The sequence below is a fragment of the Variovorax davisae genome (assembly GCF_030316845.1).
Lineage (GTDB): Bacteria > Pseudomonadota > Gammaproteobacteria > Burkholderiales > Burkholderiaceae_C > Variovorax > Variovorax davisae.
In genome coordinates this window covers 46,085-63,325 of record NZ_JASZYS010000007.1, presented here as the reverse complement: position 1 = coordinate 63,325, position 17,241 = coordinate 46,085, and the positions used below count along the sequence as shown (strand labels likewise).

Annotated in this window: 15 protein-coding genes and 2 riboswitches; of the genes, 11 read left to right on the top strand and 4 right to left on the bottom strand. The window is 69.2% G+C overall.

All coding sequences use genetic code 11. From position 1 onward, the window contains the following. Positions 1 to 6: 6 nt before the first annotated feature. Positions 7 to 768, bottom strand: coding sequence for a GntR family transcriptional regulator (locus QTI33_RS17240; protein WP_286507371.1), 762 nt, complete (start codon positions 766 to 768; stop codon positions 7 to 9). Then, positions 765 to 1,868 carry an aromatic ring-hydroxylating dioxygenase subunit alpha gene (locus QTI33_RS17235; RefSeq protein ID WP_286507370.1) on the bottom strand — a complete coding sequence of 368 codons (1,104 nt, stop codon included), beginning with the start codon at positions 1,866 to 1,868 and terminating at the stop codon, positions 765 to 767. The genes QTI33_RS17240 and QTI33_RS17235 overlap by 4 nt, the downstream gene beginning before the upstream one ends. A gap of 146 nt (positions 1,869 to 2,014) precedes the next feature. On the opposite strand from QTI33_RS17235, the gene QTI33_RS17230 reads away from it, so the two are divergent. From QTI33_RS17230 to QTI33_RS17220, 3 genes are read left to right on the top strand one after another with little or no spacing between them, the layout of a single operon-like run. After that, positions 2,015 to 3,133, top strand: coding sequence for a 5-methyltetrahydropteroyltriglutamate--homocysteine S-methyltransferase (locus tag QTI33_RS17230; protein ID WP_286507368.1), 1,119 nt, complete (start codon positions 2,015 to 2,017; stop codon positions 3,131 to 3,133). 57 nt (positions 3,134 to 3,190) lie between these two features. Further along, positions 3,191 to 3,859, top strand: a complete 669-nt coding sequence (locus QTI33_RS17225; RefSeq protein ID WP_286507367.1) for a glutathione S-transferase family protein — start codon at positions 3,191 to 3,193, stop codon at positions 3,857 to 3,859. After that, entirely contained in the window at positions 3,856 to 5,238 is a 1,383-nt protein-coding gene (locus QTI33_RS17220) for a phospholipase D-like domain-containing protein (protein ID WP_286507366.1), read from the top strand. Before QTI33_RS17225 ends, QTI33_RS17220 begins: the two co-directional genes overlap by 4 nt. Here QTI33_RS17220 and QTI33_RS17215 read toward each other — a convergent pair. After that, positions 5,216 to 6,280, bottom strand: coding sequence for an ROK family protein (locus tag QTI33_RS17215; protein ID WP_286507364.1), 1,065 nt, complete (start codon positions 6,278 to 6,280; stop codon positions 5,216 to 5,218). The genes QTI33_RS17220 and QTI33_RS17215 overlap by 23 nt on opposite strands. Before the next feature lie 16 nt (positions 6,281 to 6,296). Continuing rightward, positions 6,297 to 7,046 (bottom strand): alpha/beta fold hydrolase, encoded by a 750-nt coding sequence (locus QTI33_RS17210; protein ID WP_286507363.1) that lies wholly within the window; start codon positions 7,044 to 7,046, stop codon positions 6,297 to 6,299. A gap of 165 nt (positions 7,047 to 7,211) precedes the next feature. Here QTI33_RS17210 and QTI33_RS17205 point away from each other — a divergent pair, with 165 nt between their 5' ends. The 8 genes from QTI33_RS17205 (at position 7,212) to gcvP (ending at position 17,115) form a co-directional block, all read left to right on the top strand. Continuing rightward, on the top strand, positions 7,212 to 8,765 hold the full coding sequence (locus QTI33_RS17205; protein ID WP_286507362.1) for an ABC transporter permease/substrate-binding protein: 1,554 nt from the start codon (positions 7,212 to 7,214) through the stop codon (positions 8,763 to 8,765). A 69-nt stretch (positions 8,766 to 8,834) separates the two neighbouring features. Then, positions 8,835 to 9,803: a TRAP transporter substrate-binding protein gene (locus QTI33_RS17200; RefSeq protein ID WP_286507361.1), complete on the top strand. Its 969-nt coding sequence runs from the start codon at positions 8,835 to 8,837 to the stop codon at positions 9,801 to 9,803. 94 nt (positions 9,804 to 9,897) lie between these two features. Then, on the top strand, positions 9,898 to 10,410 hold the full coding sequence (locus QTI33_RS17195) for a TRAP transporter small permease (RefSeq protein WP_286507359.1): 513 nt from the start codon (positions 9,898 to 9,900) through the stop codon (positions 10,408 to 10,410). Continuing rightward, positions 10,407 to 11,699: a TRAP transporter large permease gene (locus QTI33_RS17190; protein ID WP_286507358.1), complete on the top strand. Its 1,293-nt coding sequence runs from the start codon at positions 10,407 to 10,409 to the stop codon at positions 11,697 to 11,699. The genes QTI33_RS17195 and QTI33_RS17190 overlap by 4 nt, the downstream gene beginning before the upstream one ends. A 75-nt stretch (positions 11,700 to 11,774) precedes the next feature. Further along, on the top strand, positions 11,775 to 12,275 hold the full coding sequence (locus tag QTI33_RS17185; RefSeq protein WP_286507357.1) for a hypothetical protein: 501 nt from the start codon (positions 11,775 to 11,777) through the stop codon (positions 12,273 to 12,275). A gap of 30 nt (positions 12,276 to 12,305) precedes the next feature. Next, a riboswitch (glycine riboswitch) is annotated at positions 12,306 to 12,408 on the top strand. Positions 12,409 to 12,418: 10 nt separating this feature from the next. Then, positions 12,419 to 12,534: riboswitch (glycine riboswitch) on the top strand. Between the two features lie 49 nt (positions 12,535 to 12,583). Then, a complete protein-coding gene (gcvT, locus tag QTI33_RS17180; RefSeq protein ID WP_286507355.1) occupies positions 12,584 to 13,744 on the top strand; it encodes a glycine cleavage system aminomethyltransferase GcvT in 1,161 nt (386 codons plus the stop codon). A gap of 55 nt (positions 13,745 to 13,799) precedes the next feature. Further along, positions 13,800 to 14,177: a glycine cleavage system protein GcvH gene (gene gcvH / locus QTI33_RS17175; protein ID WP_286507354.1), complete on the top strand. Its 378-nt coding sequence runs from the start codon at positions 13,800 to 13,802 to the stop codon at positions 14,175 to 14,177. Positions 14,178 to 14,205: 28 nt separating this feature from the next. Then, positions 14,206 to 17,115, top strand: a complete 2,910-nt coding sequence (gcvP, locus tag QTI33_RS17170) for an aminomethyl-transferring glycine dehydrogenase (protein WP_286507353.1) — start codon at positions 14,206 to 14,208, stop codon at positions 17,113 to 17,115. The last annotated feature ends 126 nt before the right edge of the window (positions 17,116 to 17,241 follow it).

Sequence of the window (17,241 nt, the reverse complement as noted above, 5' to 3'; positions counted from 1 at the left end):
GCTTCTTCATGCGCGGCGGCGGATCAGCTGCACGCCCGGCAGGGGATGGTTCTGGGCGCCGTGCAGGGCTTCGCGCAGGTTGCGCTGGGCGATCCGGCTGTGCTCGCGCATCAGCGCCTCGGCGCGCGAGCCTTCGCGGTTCTCGATCGCGTCCAGCACCTGGCCGTGCTGGTCCTGCGCGATCAGCAGCATGTCGCGGGCGGCGGGCGAATTGGCCTGCACCACCACGAAGCCCGAGGGCGAAGCGAACGGCAGGTTGATGACGCGCTCCATCTGCTTGGCGATCAGCGCGCTGCCCGCCATCTCCGACAGCAGCCGGTGGAACTCCTCGTTGAAGGCGACGTAGCGCGAGAAGGCGGCATCGTCGAGCGCCGGCTGGCGCAGCAGCTCGTCGATGCGCCGCAGGCAGGCCCGGGCCTCGCGCAGCACCACCGGCGGCGCGCCGCGCTCGGCCGCCAGCCGCGCCGAAAGCCCTTCGAGCGTGCCGCGCAGCTCGATCGCATCGGCCACGTCGCGCTCCGAGAAGGTCCGCACGGCATAGCCGCCGTTGGGCAGGCTTTCGAGCAGCCCTTCCTGTTCGAGCCGCATCAGCGCGCTGCGCACCGGGGTGCGCGAGACGCCCAGCAGCTCCGACACCGCCACCTCGGCGATGCGAGCCCCGCCGGCCAGCTCGCCGGCCAGGATCATCTCGCGCAGGCGCAGCTGGGCCTTGACCGCGTGGGAACCGCCGGCCTCGACCGGCTCGGGGGCCGACCCGACTGCGCTCATCGGACGATCTCCGCCGGCTGGATCGGGATCGTCGGCGCACGCGGCTTCTCGCGCGCCACCATCTGGTCGATCAGCCGCCGGGCCCACATCGCGCCGGCGTCGATGTTGAGGTTGTAGAAGCTGTAGTCGGGCCGCTCGTCGATCGCCTGCTGCTGGGCTTCGAGCACCAGTTCGTCCTCGCGGAAGATGCCGGCCACGCCTTCGCGCAGCTGGTGGGTGAGGCGCTGCTCGCCGACGCAGTAGTTGCGCGCGAAGGCCCAGAAATAGAGGCAGCTCTTGTCGGTCTCGGGCGTGATCGTGTTGAGCACGTAGCCGTTGACGCCCTTGCTGCGGTCGCCGGGCAGGCCGTCGCGCGGCACCGCCCCGCTGCCCGCCTCGGCCACGCCGACGTCGATGTTGACGGTGCACGGACCCTCGAAGCGGATGATCTGCCAGCGGTCCACCGGGCCCCGGTAGCCGCGTGCATGCTGGATCTGGCCGGCCCAGAACGGCGGCGCCTCGATGCCTTCCATCCAGCGCGTGACGGTCGCCGAGCGGTCGCCATGGGTGGCGACGAAGGGCGCCTCGGCCACCGCGCGGTTGCCGATCGAAGAGCCGTGGACGAAGGTCTCGTGCGTCAGGTCCATCAGGTTGTCGACCACCAGCCGGTAGTCGCAGGCGACCCGGATCATCTTGCCGTCGCCGGCCCATTCGGGGTCGTCGTTCCAGTGCATGTCGGGCACCAGCGCCGGATCGGCCTTGGCCGGGTCGCCGGGCCAGACCCAGACGAAACGGTGCTTCTCGACCACCGGATAGGCCCGCACGCAGGCCGACGGGTTGAGCGTCTCCTGGCTCGGCATGAAGGTGCAGCGGCCCTGGCTGTTGTAGACCAGGCCGTGGTAGCCGCAGACCACCTCGTCGCCGTCGAGCCGCCCGAGCGACAGCGGCATCAACCGATGCCAGCAGGCGTCTTCCAGCACCGCGACCTGGCCGTCGGTGCGCCGGTACAGCACCAGCTTCTGGTTGCAGATGGTGCGCGGCAGCAGCGCATGCGCGACTTCGACGTCGTAGGCGGCCGCGTACCAGGCGTCGAGCGGAAAGGGGCGGGTTTCGGCTTTCATGGGATACGCAATGTATACAGAGATGCGTTAAAGTCCATCGTTTTTAGCCAATTCAAGGGTAAACACCGATCTTTCGGTATCCATCGCGGGGGATGCCTGTGCGGATACGATCGACCGTTCTTTTCCAGATACGACGGAGCCATCCCATGTCCCAGCACGCATCCCTGCCTGCCCGCTACGACCACGTCGGCAGCTTCCTTCGCCCCCAATACCTGCTCGAAGCCCGCGAGCAAAAAGCCAAGGGCGAGATCACGCCCGAGCAGCTCCGCAAGGTCGAGGACAAGGCGATCACCGAGATCGTCAAGTTCCAGGAAGACATCGGCCTGAAGAGCATCACCGACGGCGAATTCCGCCGCACCTACTTCCACATCGACTTCCTCGAGCAGCTCGGCGGCGTCAAGACCGACATCCCGGTCACGATCCGCAAGCCCGACGGCACCGAGGAGCTCGCGCCCCCCGTGATGCGCGTGATCGACAAGGTGCGCCACGCCAAGAACATCCAGCTGGCCGACTTCGAGTACCTCAAGAGCCAGGTGTCGGCCGGCAACACGCCCAAGGTGACCATCCCCTCGCCCACCATGCTGCACTTCCGCGGCGGGCGCGCCGGCATCAGCCGGGAGGCGTACCCCGAGCTCGACCCGGTGTTCTACGACGACGTCGCCAAGGCCTATGGCGACGAGCTGCGCTCGCTGGCGGCCGCCGGCTGCACCTACGTCCAGATGGACGACACCAACCTGGCCTACCTCTGCGATGAGAAGATGCGCGAAGCGGCGCGCCAGCGCGGCGACGACCCGAACGAGCTGCCGCACCGCTACGCCGCCTTCATCAACAAGGTGGTGGCGCAGAAGCCCGAGGGCATGATCCTGGCGATGCACCTGTGCCGCGGCAACTTCAAGAGCACCCATGCGGCGGCCGGCAACTACGAGCCGGTGGCCGAGGCGCTGCTCAAGGAGATGGACCTCGACGCCTACTTCCTCGAGTACGACGACGCCCGCTCGGGCGACTTCCGGCCGCTGCGCTTCCTGCCCAAGGGCAAGACCGTGGTGCTGGGCCTGGTGACCACCAAGTTCGGCCAGATGGAAGACAAGGACGAACTCAAGGCCCGCATCGAGTCGGCCGCCAAGTACGTGTCGCTCGACCAGCTCGCGCTGTCGCCGCAGTGCGGATTCTCCAGCACGGTGCACGGCAACAACATCGCGGTCGAGGCGCAGCGCGCCAAGCTGCGCCTGGTGGTCGAGACCGCGCAGGAAGTCTGGGGCGCGTAGCACGCCGCACCGCCGCCCGGTTGGACTCCGGGCCGGTGTGAAGTAGGCTCGGGGGCCATGAAGCTCTATTCAGGCCCCCTCAGCATGTTCGGCGCCAAGGTGCAGATCGCGGCGCTCGAAAAAGGCCTCGCCTTCGAATGCATCATGGTGCCCTTCGACCGCGACGACCGCTACGAGCCCCGGCACCCGGAGGTGCTGCGGGTCAATCCGAAGCGGCAGGTGCCGGTGCTGATCGACGGCGAGGTCGAGCTGTTCGACTCGACCCAGATCTTCGAGTACCTCGAAGACCGCTTCCCCGAGCCTGCGCTGTGGCCCGACGGCGTGGCGGCACGGGCCCAGGCGCGCCGGCTCGAGCTCGAATCCGACGAGGTGTTCTTTCCGCACGTCATCCGGCTGTTCGGGCTGCAGGACGACATGGGCAGCGAGGCCGCGGTCGCGGCCTGCGCCGGCTGTGCCGCCTACTACGCGAAGCTCGAAGCACTGCTCGCCCAACGCGACTACCTCGCGGGCGGCTATTCCTTCGTCGACATCGCCTTCTACATGGCGCAGGTGTTCGCCGAGCGCAAGGGCGCGCTGATGACGCCGGCCACGCCGCGCCTGCTGGCCTGGCGCGACCGCGTGGGCGCGCGGCCGCCGGTGCGCGAGGTGGTCGGCACGATGATGCGCTTCCTGGCTTCCGAGGGCCGACCGGTGCCACCGCACCTGCAGGCGCTGGCCCGCCCGTGAACCAGATCGACGACCTGCTCGACTGGCTGCCCTCGCCGTCGCAGCATCTGCTGGTCGTCACCTTCGCCCTGCTGGTCTACGTGCTCACGACCCGCGCGCGGCGCGAGCAGCGCGCGCCAACGACCGCCATCGCCTGGGTCATGGGCCTGGCGCTGCTGCCCTATGTGATCTTGCCCATGTACCTGGTGTTCGGCCAGCGCAAGCTCAGGCCGGTGGGCATTCCCCGGCCGCCGCGCTCGGCGCCGGCGGGGCACTGGGCCGCCGAGCTGGTCGAGAGCTTCGGCCTCGCGGCGCCCAGCCGCTGCGACACGCGGCTGCATTCCGACGGCGCGGCCGCGCGCGACGCGCTGTTCGAGGTGATCGAGGGCGCCCGCCACTCGATCGACGTCTCGACCTTCATCATCGGCGACGACGCGCTCGGACACGAGGTGATCAACCGCCTGTCGCGCCGGGCCCGCGGCGGCGTCAAGGTGCGGGTGCTGCTGGACGGCTTCGGCGCCCTGTCGCTGCCGCGCACGCATTTCGACTCGCTGCGCGATGCCGGTGCCGAGGTCGCGGTGTTCCGGCCGATCTTCAGCCTGCGGCGCAGCGGCCCGCGCAACCTGCGCAACCACCGCAAGCTGACGATCGCCGACGACCACTGGCTCTGGTCCGGCGGCCGCAACCTGGCGGGCGAATACTTCACCGGCAACGACGCCCATCCAGTGCCCTGGCGCGACCTGTCCTTCGATCTGCGCGGCGACGCGGCGGCCGCGGCGGCGCGCCAGTTCGACCACGACTGGACATCGGTGCGCGGGCGCCAGTCACGCGCCATCGCCGCCGATGCGGGCCCGCAGGACCACGGCGGCCCGGCGCAGTTCCTGCCCAGCGGCCCCGACCAGACCGAAGACACGGCACAGGCGCTGCTGATCGACGCCTGCTTCCGCGCCGAACACCGCCTGCTCGCGGTGACGCCCTACTTCGTCCCCGGCGACGGACTGCGCGATGCGCTGCGGCTGGCCGCCCGGCGCGGCGTGCAGGTGACGATCGCGATACCGGCCCGGTCGAACCACCGCCTGGCCGACTTCGTGCGCGCCCGCACCATGCGCGACCTGGCGCGCGCCGGCGTGATGTTCCGGATGCTGCCCTTCATGGCCCACGCCAAGGCGGTGGTCATGGACGACGACCTGGCGCTCTGCGGCTCGATCAATCTCGACCTGCGCAGCCTGCTGCTCAACCACGAGGCAGCGGTGGTGTTCTACGGCCGTGCCGAAGTCGACTGGCTGGCGCAATGGATCGAGACCACGGCCTCTGCCGGCGAGACCTACCGGGCGCGCACGCCGGGCCTGGTGCGCGACGTCGCCGAAGGGCTGCTGCTCACGATCGCTTTCCAGCTTTAGCCTTCTTGCCCTGGTTGGTGAAGCTGGCATTGCCGAGGCCGGTGCCGATGGTCAGCACCGCCCAGTGCTTCACGTCCCGCATGAACGGCAGCTCGCTCAGGCCCTGCACCACCGCGTCGTTGTGCATCAGCGCCACGGTCGGCTCGCCGGCGATCTCCGGCAGGCGCTTGACCAGTTCGCTCGGCAGGTGGAAGTTGTCGCTCTCCCAATCGCCCGGCAGGTTCTGGGCGCCGCGAGAGATCGAGCCGTCCTTGCGGATCAGCCCCGGACAGGCGATGCCGATGAAGGGCGCGAGCCGGATGCCCTGCTTCCTGCTGTAGCGGATCTGCGCCTCGAGCATCTCGGCCAGCCGGTCGATCAGCACTCGACGGCTCGGGCGATCGTCGGCGTGGCGCCATTTCTCGCGCCGCACCACCTTGGCCTTCGACAGATCGGGCGCCCGCTTCTTGCGCAGCTTGACGATGCCGCAGCGCACGTTGGTGCCGCCGATGTCGAGCGCCAGGATCGCGTCATGGCCCTTCCGCATCGGCGGCGGCACCAGATGGACCCAGCCGAGCAGGCCGCCGTCGTCCGGCTCGTGGCAGATGCGGGCCAGCTCGACCGACACATTCATGTGCTGCAGGATCGCCGCCGCCTGGAGCACCGCACGCTCGCCCACATCGCTGCCCGGAAAGCCGCCGCCGATCACGATGCGCTGCACGCCCTTCCACGACGGCTGGCGCAGGAAGCGGTCGATCACCCAGGCCAGTTCCTCCGAGAACTCCTCGATGACGCCGTGGACCACGTCCGCCGCCTCGGAAGTCTCGGCCTCGCCCAGGGCCGCGTCGAGTTCGCTCTTGCTGAGGTCCTTGGAATGCACGCCGCCCAGCGGGTCGTGGCCCTTGCGCCGGCGGCGCTGGCGCCAGCGCTCCAGCAGCTGCCTGAAGGCGGTCTGGCTGGCCTGGTCGCCGATGAAGCCGTCCTTGTCGCGCAACTGCAGGCTGTAGCCGTCGACCGTCACCGAAGGCAGTTCGCGAGCGCCGTGCGGGTGCTGTTTCTTCATTGCGGCAGAGGCCCTTTCAATCGGCGGTGGTGTCGAGGATCAGGCGAGCGGTCTCTTCGGGCTGATCCCAGTGGGGATAGTGGCCGCAGCACTCGAACCAGTGCAGCCGGGCATCGGGAAACTGTGCTTGCGCGCGTGCCGCCTGGCGCGGAAGGCAGACCTTGTCGAGCCGGCCCCAGCCGATCACGACCGGCTTGGCGAGCGTCCCGACGTCGGCGCCTTCGAGCGGCGATCCGCGTACGACATCCTCCAGCATGAGGTCGAAGGACTTCGCCACCGCGTAGCTGCGCATCTCTTCCAGTACCAGCGCCGGCGACAGCCGACGGCCCTGCGCCGAGAACCGCGCCAGCAGCAGCGTGCGCGCCCATGCATGGGCCACCAGGGCGGGCATGGCGGCGTGCAAACCGCGCGCCAGCCGCATCGACAGGCAAAGCGAGACCTGGTAGGCCAGGTGCTCCCGGCCAGCCCAGAAGCCGCCCGGCCCCAGCGACACGACGGTGCCGAGCACCTGGCCGCGGCGCGCCAGTTCGAGCACCAGCCGCGCCCCCATCGAACTGCCGACAGCATCGGCACCGCAAAGATCGTGTTCGTGCAGGAAGCGGGCCACGGCGCTCGCCAGGGTTCGCAGAGAAACCTCGCCGTCCAGCGGCGGACTCTTGCCGAAGCCGGGCAGGTCGATCGCCACCACCGCGCGCTCGGCGGCCAGGGGGTCGAGGATGGTCTGCCAGGTCCGCCAGTTGCTGCCGAGCCCGTGCACGAGCAACAAAGGCTTTCCCTGGCCGCGACGGACATAGTTGATGAGCACCCACTCACTGTGGTGGCCACCCGCGCTTTCCCGCATCAGCGGCGCGCACCATCGGCTGTAGGAGAAGGACACCAGCCAGCGACACGAAGGCCGCACGCAGGGACCGGCGCCGATACACTGGCCGCGATGCACCTGCTGCGCCGCACCGGCCTTGCCGCCCTGGCTTTCATCGTCCTGCTCGGCGCCGCCCTGGCCGCGGCCGCCCAGGAGCAGCCGCTGCGCGCAGGCTCCAAGCGCTTCACCGAGTCCTACATCCTGGCCGAGGTGCTGGCGCAGACCGCGGCGCCGCACACGGCCGTCGCCCCGGCGGTGCGGCAGGGGCTGGGCAACACGGCGATCGTCTACGAAGCGCTGCGCTCAGGCAGCATCGATGTCTACGCCGAATACACCGGCACCATCGCGCTCGAGATCTTGAAGGGCCAGGCCGCGATGACGCGCGAGGCCATGAACGACGCGCTGCGCCCGCTCGGGCTCGGCGTGGCGGTGCCGCTCGGGTTCAACGACGGCTATGCGCTCGCGATGCGTGCCGCCGACGCCGAGCGGCTCGGCATCCGCACCCTGAGCGACCTGGCCGGCCGGCGCGAACTGCGCTTCGGCCTGTCGAACGAGTTCATCGGCCGCGCCGACGGCTGGCAGGGCCTGGCGGCGCGCTACGGCTTCGGCCAGTCACCGACCGGCCTCGACCACGGCCTGGCCTACGAAGCGATCGCCGCCAAGCAGATCGACGTCATCGACATCTACACCACCGACGCCAAGATCGATCACCTCGGCCTGCGCGTGCTGGAGGACGACCGGCGCTACTTTCCCCGCTACGACGCCGTGCTGCTGTACCGGCTCGACCTGCCGGCCCGGCTGCCGGCCGCCTGGACCGCGCTGCAACGGCTGGAGGGCCGGATCGACGAGCACGCCATGATCGCGATGAACGCACGCGCCGAGTTGCAGGGCGTGGCCTTCGACGTCATCGCGCGCGATTTCCTGGCCGCGGCGCAGCCGGGCGCGCGCGCCGCGGCCCCAAGCGGCGAAGGCGCCCGCGGCTTCATGGCCAAGCTGTTCGGCCCCGACCTCGGGCGGCTCGCGCGCCAGCACCTGCTGCTGGTCGCGGTCTCGGTCGCCGTCGCGATCCTGATCGCAGTGCCGCTCGGGGTCGCGGTGTTCGCCCACCTGCGGCTGCGCGCGCTGGTCCTCGGCTTGACCGGGCTGCTGCAGACCATTCCGTCGTTGGCGCTGCTGGCCGTGCTGATCTCGCTGCTCGGCGCGATCGGCACCTTGCCGGCGCTGATCGCGCTGACGCTCTATTCGCTGCTGCCGATCATGCGCAACACGGTGACCGGCCTGGCCGAAGTGCCCACCGGCCTGCGCGACGCCGGCACCGCGCTCGGCATGACCGGCGGCCAGAACCTGCGCGCGGTGCTGCTGCCGCTGGCCCTGCCGACCTTGCTGGCCGGCGTGCGCACCGCGACCACCATCGCGATCGGAACCGCCACCATCGCCGCCTTCATCGGTGCCGGCGGCTTCGGCGAACGCATCGTGACCGGACTGGCACTCAACGACCGCGAGCTGCTGGTCGCCGGCGCCGTGCCGGCCGCGGCGCTCGCGCTGCTGAGCGAAGCGCTGTTCGAGGCGCTCGAGTACCTGTTGCGGCGCCGCTATCGCGGCCGTGGCACCGACCCGGGTCCGTGAAAATCCCGACGGGGCTGCACCCTGGCTTCAGGCATAGTCGCGCGGCATCCTTCCAACACCGGAGACAACATGAAACTCGGCACCCTCGCCGCCTGCCTCTCGCTCGCCCTCGGGGCCAGCGCCTTCGCCCAGACCACCACGCTGAAGATCGGCTACGCGACCACCAAGGAGTCGCACTACGGCGTCGGCTCGACGGTGTTCTGCGACGAAGTCGAGAAGGGCACGCAAGGCCGCTACAAGTGCCAGCAGTTCCCGAACTCGGCGCTCGGCGGCGAGCGCGAGCAGATCGAGGCGGTCCAGCTGGGAACCCAGGACCTGGTCAACACCTCGACCGGTCCGGTGGGCAACTTCGTGCCCGAGGTCAAGATCGTCGACATTCCTTTCCTGTTCCGCGACTACGACCATGCGCGCAAGGTGATGGACGGCCCGATCGGCCAGGACATCCTGGCCAAGTTCCCGAGCAAGGGCATCATCGCGCTGGGCTGGACCGAGAACGGCTTTCGCCACATGACCAACAGCAAGCGCGACATCGTCAAGCCGGCCGACGCCGCCGGCCTGAAGATGCGCACGATGGAAAACAAGGTCCACATGGACGGCTACCGCACCTTCGGCATCCTGCCGACGCCGATGGCCTTCCCCGAACTGTTCGGCGCCCTGCAGCAGGGCACGGTCGATGGCCAGGAGAATCCGATCCCCGTGATCCTGTCGGCCAAGTTCGCGCAGGTGCAGAACCACCTCTCCCTGACCGGGCATGTCTACAGCCCGGCCCTGCTGCTGCTATCGCCCAGGGTCTGGAACAAGCTCTCCGACGCCGACAAGAAGGTCTTCCTCGACGCCGCCCGGAAGGCCGGCGCCGCCCAGCGCAAGAAGGTCAACGAAGACGAGGACAACGGCATCGCGCAACTCGAGAAGGACGGCATGAAGGTGGTGCGCAAGGTCGACGGCGCCGCCTTCCGCGAGGCGCTCAAGCCGGCCTACGTCGGCTATGCCAAGGAATTCGGCGCCGACAACATCAAGAAGATCACCGACGTCCAGTAGGCGCGCGCCGCGCGCCGAGGGCAGCGCCGCCCGGTGAGCCAGCGATGGCACCGGGCGGTTTCTTTGTCCGCTCCCGCAACATCAAGAAGCCGCAGTGAAAACCTTCGAACACTACTTTCTGGCCGCCAACCGCTGGGCGCTGATTCTGCTCCTCGCATCGATGTCGGTGATCATCTTCATCAACGTCGCGATGCGCTACCTCACCAGCAACTCGCTCGAATGGGCCGAGGAGGTCTCGCGCCACATGATGATCTGGCTCACCTTCCTGGGCGCCGGCCCGGTGCTGCGCTACGGCGGCCACATCGCGGTCGAGAACCTGCAGGATGCGCTGCCGCCCAAGGCCGCGATCGCGCTGCGGGCACTGGTCGCAGCGCTGCTGTTCGCCTTTTTCGGCTTCATGGTCTGGTACGGCTGGCTCTACATGGAACGCACCATGTTCCAGCTCACGGCCGTCACGCAGATCCCCTTCGCCTACATCTACAGCGCGATGTTCTTCGGCGGCCTGCTGCTGATCGTCCACTGGCTGCTGATCGTGCGCGGCTACGTGCTGCGGCGCGAATTCGCCACCGATGCGCATTTCGATGCGGCCGCGAGCGCCTCGCTATGAACGCCAGCCTGGTCCTGATCCTCTCGGTCTGCGTCTTTCTCGCGATCGGCGTGCCGGTCGCCTTCGCGCTCGGCCTGGCCACCGCCGCCACGCTGATCCTGGCCGAATCCTTTCCGCTGATGGTGCTGCTGAAGGAGACCTTCACCGGCATCGACAGCTTTCCGCTGATGGCGGTGCCGTTCTTCATCCTGGCGGCCGAGCTCATGAGCGGCGGCTCGCTGACCGAGGTGCTGCTGCGCTTCGCGGGCCAGTTCGTCGGCCATCGGCGCGGCGGCCTGGGCTACACCAACGTGGTGTCGCTGACCTTCTTCTCGGGCATCTCGGGCTCGGCCCTGGCCGATGCCGCGGGGCCGGGCTCGATGCTGATCAAGATGATGGACAAGGCCGGCTACGACCGCTCGTATGCCGCGGCGCTGACCGCGTCGACGGCGATCGTCGGCCCGATCATTCCGCCCTCGATCATCATGATCATCTACGCGCTGCAGGACGACAACGTCTCGGTCGGCAGCCTGTTCGTGGCCGGCCTGATCCCGGGCCTCCTGATCGCGGTGGCGATGTGCGTGGTGAACTTCCATGTCTCGAAGAAGCGCAATTACAAGGGCGACGGCGGCATGCCGCCCTGGCGCGAGGTGCTGCTGACGACCTGGAAGGCGATCCCCGCGATCCTGCTGCCGGTGGTGATCCTCGGCGGCATGCGCGCCGGCTGGTTCACGCCCACCGAGGCCTCGGTGGTGGCGGTCTTCTATGCACTGGTGTGCGGCAAGTTCGTCTATCGCACGCTCGAATGGAAGGCCCTGCCCGACATCCTGTCGCGCTCCGCGCTGCTCTCGGCGTCGGTGCTGATCATCATCGGCCTGTCGGCTTCCTTCGCCTGGATCCTGACGATCGAGAACGTGCCGCAACAGCTCGCCGAATGGCTGGCCGCGATGAACCTGTCGCCCTGGATGTTCCTGATCATCGTGAACATCTTCCTGCTCTTGTTCGGCATCTTCATCGAGCCGCTGCCGGGCGTGATGGTGCTCGCGCCGATCCTGGCGCCGGTGGCGGTCAAGCTCGGCATCGATCCGATCCACTTCGCCATGATCGTGATCTACAACCTGACGCTCGGCATGATCACGCCGCCGGTGGGCGGGCTGTTGTTCGTCACCTGCAACGTCTCGCGGGTGCCGATGTCGCAGCTGGTGCGCGAGCTGGTGCCCTTTCTCTGGGCGCACGGCGCGGTGCTGGTGGTGCTGACCTTCGTGCCCGCGCTCAGCACCTGGCTGCCGCATCTGTGGGGCTTCAAGTAGCCGGGGACGATTTCACGAGGATGTCATGCGGATCCCCGATGCTGCAGCGCTCGCCTCCCGACGCCGCAGCATCCCATGTTCCTCACCAAGACCGACAAGGCGCGCCACGAACTCCAGCCCGGCCGCCGCACGCTGGGCCAGCGCGAGCGCGCCCTGCTGCTGATGGCCGACGGCCAGCGCTCGCTGACCGATTTCGGCGCCCTGTTCGGCGGCCGCGAGGAAGCCGGCCGGGTGGCGCGCCACCTGGTGCAGGAGGGCTATCTGCAGGGCCGCGCGGTCGAAGCGCTCGAAACGATCGAAGCAGTACCCGTCGCGGCCGACGTCTTCGACGGCAAGCCCTCGCTGGCCACCACGCGCATGTTCCTGTTCGACCTCTGCGAGCGCATGTTCGTGCGCCGTGACCCGGCGCTGGCCGAGCGCTTCCGCGAAGCGCTGCGCGAGGCGCGCGACCGCGAGTCGATGCTGGCCACCGCCCGCGCGATGCTCGGCGAGATCGCGCAGGCGGCGGGCGCCGCGCGCGCCGAGGCGATCCAGGAGCGCATCGAGAAACTGCTCCCGGCCTCGCCGGTGCATTGAAGTCGCCGGCCGGCGCCCGATTCCCTTACACTTCCCCGGTCAGGAGAGCGTCCCGCCGCGGTGGGGCCGCCGAAGGCGCAGGTCCCCCGAAACAAGGGCCCGAACGCTCAGGCAAAAGGACTGACAAGACGCCCGGATCCGGGCGTTTCCTTGCTGGAGAGAGGTGGTTCGGCGCGCCAGGCGCACCGTGCCGCCCACCGAAGGAGCAAACCCCGATCGTGGGGCGAATCTCTCAGGTAAAGCGGACAGCAGGGGTGGCCCATGGCTTCTCGTCATGGAACAAGCACTGCCCCTTTGGAGAACCGCCCTTGGCCGCCGCATCCGACGATCTGCTGAAGACCCCGCTCCACGGCCTGCACCTGGAACTCGGCGCCCGCATGGTGCCCTTCGCGGGCTACGCCATGCCGGTGCAATACCCCGCCGGCCTGATGGCCGAGCACAAGCACACCCGCACGGCCGCCGGCCTGTTCGACATCTCCCACATGGGCCAGCTGCGGCTGGTGGGGCCCGATGCCGCCACCGCCCTCGAGAGCCTGATGCCGGTCGACGTGATCGGCCTGGCGCCGGGCAAACAGCGCTACGGCCTGCTGCTGAACGACCAGGGCGGCATCCTCGACGACCTGATGTTCTTCAACGAAGGCAACGATTCGCTGTTCGTGATCGTCAACGGCGCCTGCAAGGCGGCCGACATCGCCCATATCCAGGCCCGGATCGGCCAGCGCTGCCAGGTGCAGCCGCTGCCCGACCACGCGCTGCTGGCGCTCCAGGGTCCGCAGGCGGCGGCCGTGCTGGCGCGGCTGTCGCCGGGCATCGAGCGCTTCGTCTTCATGACCGGCGGCCCGGTGCGCATCGGCGGCATCGAGGCCTTCGCCACCCGCAGCGGCTACACCGGCGAGGACGGCTTCGAGATCTCGGTCGCGGCCCGGGATGCCGAGGCGCTGGCCCGGCTGCTGCTGGCCCAGCCCGAGGTCCAGCCGATCGGCCTGGGCGCGCGCAATTCGCTGCGGCTGGAGGCCGGCCTGTGCCTCTACGGCAACGACATCGACGAAAGCACGACGCCGGTCGAGGCGGCGCTGAACTGGGCGATCCAGAAAGTCCGACGCAGCGGCGGCGCCCGCGAAGGCGGCTTTCCGGGCGCAGCCAGGGTGCTGGCCCAGCTCACGGCCGCCAGCGGCACGGCCGGCCACCTCGACCACGAGACGCTGAAGCGCCGGCGGGTCGGCCTGGTCGCGCTGGAGCGCGTGCCGGTGCGCGAAGGCACGGTGCTCGAATCCTTCGAGGGCCTGCCCATCGGCCAGGTCACCAGCGGCCTGCTCGGCCCCAGCGTCGACCGGCCGGTGGCCATGGGCTATGTCGCGCTGGCCTATGCCGAACCGGGCACCCGGCTCCAGGCCATGGTGCGGGGCAAGCCGGTGCCGATGGAAGTCAGCACCCTGCCCTTCGTGCCGGCCCGGTACTACCGCGGCTGACCCCTTTTTATTTGCCATTTCTTCAAGCCAGTCTTTCTTCCAAGGAGTTCCCCCCATGACCATCAAGTACACCAAGGACCACGAGTGGGTGCGCCAGGAAGCCGACGCGGCGCTGGTCACCGTCGGCATCACGGTGCATGCCCAGGACGCGCTCGGCGACGTGGTGTTCGTCGACCTGCCCGATGTCGGCAAGACATTTGCCCAGGGCGAGGTCGCGGGTGTCGTCGAATCGGTCAAGGCCGCGGCCGACGTCTTCATGCCGGTCTCGGGCGAGATCGTCGAAGTCAACGAGGCCCTGCGCGCCGACCCCTCGCTGGCCAACAGCGCGCCGATGGACGGCGGCTGGTTCTTCAAGGTGCGTGTGAGCGAAGCGGCCCAGCTCGAGCCCCTGCTCGACGAAACCGCCTACCAGAAGTTCTCCGCCGACAACTGATTCCCACGCCCCACCACCCGAGCCCTCCATGCCGACGCCCGTGCCTTTCCATCCCTCGCTGCGCGAACTGCAGAACGCCGAAGAATTCATCGCCCGCCACATCGGCATCGAGGCCGCAGACGAACCGGCGATGCTCGCGGCCATCGGCTCGACCACGCGCGCCGAACTGATCAACGGCATCGTGCCGCCGGCGATCCGCCGCAGCCGGCCGATGCGGCTGCCGGCGCCGATCACCGAGGCCGACGCACTGGCCGAGCTGAAGGCGATCGCGGCGAAGAACAAGGTGGCGAAGAGCTTCATCGGCCAGGGCTACTACGGCACCCACACGCCGGGCGTGATCCTGCGCAACGTGCTCGAGAACCCGGCCTGGTACACCGCCTACACGCCCTACCAGGCCGAGATCTCGCAGGGCCGCATGGAGGCGCTGGTCAACTTCCAGACCATGGTGTGCGACCTGACGGGCATGGCGATCGCCAACGCCTCGATGCTCGACGAGGCCACCGCCGCGGCCGAGGCGATGACGCTGGCCCGGCGCAGCGTCAAGAGCAGGAGCAACGTGTTCCTGGTCTCGGGCGACTGCCATCCGCAGACCATCGAGGTGCTGCGCACCCGGGCCGGGCCGCTCGGCATCGAGATCAGGGTCAGCACCGCCACCGAGCCGCTGCCCCTGCTGATGGCCAGCGGCGGCTTCTTCGGCGCCCTGGCGCAATACCCCTCCACCACCGGCCACGTGCACGACCTGCGGCCGCTGGCCGGCCATGCCCACCAGTGCCAGGCGGCCTTCTGCGTCGCCGCCGACCTGCTGGCCCTGACCCTGCTGGCGCCGCCCGGCGAGTGGGATGCCGACATCGTCTGCGGCACCACGCAGCGCTTCGGCATGCCGATGTGCAACGGCGGCCCGCATGCGGCCTACCTGGCCTGCCGCGACGAGTTCAAGCGTTCGCTGCCCGGGCGGCTGGTCGGCGTCAGCGTCGACACCCACGGCCAGCCGGCCTACCGCCTCGCGCTGCAGACGCGCGAGCAGCACATCCGGCGCGAGAAGGCGACCTCGAACATCTGCACCGCGCAGGTGCTTCCGGCGGTGGTCGCCAGCATGTACGCGGTCTACCACGGGCCCGATGGCCTGCGCCGCATCGCGCAGCGGGTGGCCTTGCTGACGGCGGTGCTGGCACAGGGCCTGGAGCAGATGGGCCGCGAACTGGTCAACGCCACCGCCTTCGATTCGCTCACCATCCACACCGGCGAGGACACCCAGGCCATCCATGACCGCGCCGAGGCGGCGGGCGTCAACCTGCGCCATCGCCTGCAGCAGCACCTGGGCCTGTCGCTCGACGAGACCACCACGCGCGCCGACATCGAGATGCTGTGGGGCCTGTTCGCGACCGAAGGCACGCGCGGACCCGACTTCGACGCCATCGCCGCCACGGTGCGCATTCGCATCCCCGAGGACCTGCGCCGCAGCAGCGACTTCCTGGCGCACCCGGTGTTCAACACGCACAAGAGCGAGACCGCGATGCTGCGCTACATCCGCAGCCTGAGCGACAAGGACCTGGCACTCGACCGCAGCATGATCCCGCTCGGCAGCTGCACCATGAAGCTCAACGCGACCAGCGAGATGATCCCGATCACCTGGCCCGAGTTCGCCAACATCCATCCGTTCGCGCCGGCCGACCAGCTGCTCGGCTATGCGCAGCTCGATGCCCAACTGCGTGCCTGGCTCTGCGAGGCGACCGGCTATGCGGGCATCAGCCTGCAGCCCAACGCCGGATCGCAGGGCGAGTACGCGGGCCTGCTCGCGATCAAGGCCTTCCACGAGGCCCGGGGCGAAGCGCACCGCAACGTCTGCCTGATCCCGTCGTCCGCCCACGGCACCAATCCGGCCAGCGCCCACATGGTGGGCATGAAGGTGGTCGTGACCGGCTGCGACGCCGAAGGCAATGTCGACATCGACGACCTGGCGCGCGCCTGCGAGCAGCACCGCGACACGCTGGCCGCCGTCATGATCACCTACCCCAGCACCCACGGCGTCTTCGAGACCCGCGTCAAGGAGCTCTGCGAGATCGTGCACGCGCACGGCGGCCGGGTCTACGTCGACGGCGCCAACATGAACGCCCTGGTCGGCGTGGCGGCGCCGGGCGAGTTCGGCGGCGACGTCAGCCACCTCAACCTGCACAAGACCTTCTGCATCCCGCACGGCGGCGGCGGGCCGGGCGTCGGCCCGGTCTGCGTGGTCGAGGACCTGGTGCCCTACCTGCCCGGCCATGCGACCGGCGGACTGGCATCGAACGGCGCGGTCGGCGCGGTGTCGGCGGCGCCGCTGGGCAACGCCGCCGTGCTGCCGATCAGCTGGATGTACTGCCGCATGATGGGCGCCAAGGGCCTGCAGGCCGCGACCGAAACCGCGATCCTGAGCGCCAACTACATCAGCGCCCGGCTCAAGGACCACTATCCGACGCTCTACGCGAGCCCCAACGGCCACGTGGCGCACGAGTGCATCCTCGACCTGCGTCCGCTCAAGGACGCCAGCGGCGTCAGTGCCGAGGACGTCGCCAAGCGGCTGATCGACTACGGCTTCCACGCGCCGACCTTGAGTTTCCCGGTGCCCGGCACGCTGATGGTCGAGCCGACCGAAAGCGAACCGCTGGCCGAACTCGACCGCTTCATCGACGCGATGATCGCGATCCGGGGCGAGATCCGCCGCATCGAGGAAGGCATCTGGCCGAAAGAGGACAACCCGTTGCGCAACGCTCCGCACACCGCGGCCAGCCTGCTCGCGAGCGACTGGACGCGCCCCTACTCGCGCGAGCTGGGCGCCTTCCCGCTGGCCAGCCTGCGGCAGGCCAAGTACTGGCCGCCGATCGGGCGGGTCGACAACGTCTATGGCGATCGCAACCTGTTCTGCAGCTGCGTGCCGCTGGACGCCTACGTGAACGGCTGAAGTAGATACGCATTTTTACAATCGACGGCCCGCGGGCTGTCGATTTCGCTTCCGTTGCTTCGACGATCTCCCAGAGCCACCGGCTGTGGGCAGTCGATTCCCGACCGCCGCCGGCCTCGCAACCGA

Excerpts from the sequence above, each read along its gene's own strand:
- QTI33_RS17240 (WP_286507371.1), bottom strand. The coding sequence starts at position 768 with ATGAGCGCAGTCGGGTCGGCCCCCGAGCCGGTCGAGGCCGGCGGTTCC.
- QTI33_RS17235 (WP_286507370.1), bottom strand. The coding sequence starts at position 1,868 with ATGAAAGCCGAAACCCGCCCCTTTCCGCTCGACGCCTGGTACGCGGCC.
- QTI33_RS17230 (WP_286507368.1), top strand. The coding sequence starts at position 2,015 with ATGTCCCAGCACGCATCCCTGCCTGCCCGCTACGACCACGTCGGCAGC.
- QTI33_RS17225 (WP_286507367.1), top strand. The coding sequence starts at position 3,191 with ATGAAGCTCTATTCAGGCCCCCTCAGCATGTTCGGCGCCAAGGTGCAG.
- QTI33_RS17215 (WP_286507364.1), bottom strand. The coding sequence starts at position 6,280 with ATGAAGAAACAGCACCCGCACGGCGCTCGCGAACTGCCTTCGGTGACG.
- QTI33_RS17205 (WP_286507362.1), top strand. The coding sequence starts at position 7,212 with ATGCACCTGCTGCGCCGCACCGGCCTTGCCGCCCTGGCTTTCATCGTC.
- QTI33_RS17200 (WP_286507361.1), top strand. The coding sequence starts at position 8,835 with ATGAAACTCGGCACCCTCGCCGCCTGCCTCTCGCTCGCCCTCGGGGCC.
- QTI33_RS17190 (WP_286507358.1), top strand. The coding sequence starts at position 10,407 with ATGAACGCCAGCCTGGTCCTGATCCTCTCGGTCTGCGTCTTTCTCGCG.
- QTI33_RS17185 (WP_286507357.1), top strand. The coding sequence starts at position 11,775 with ATGTTCCTCACCAAGACCGACAAGGCGCGCCACGAACTCCAGCCCGGC.
- gcvH (WP_286507354.1), top strand. The coding sequence starts at position 13,800 with ATGACCATCAAGTACACCAAGGACCACGAGTGGGTGCGCCAGGAAGCC.
- gcvP (WP_286507353.1), top strand. The coding sequence starts at position 14,206 with ATGCCGACGCCCGTGCCTTTCCATCCCTCGCTGCGCGAACTGCAGAAC.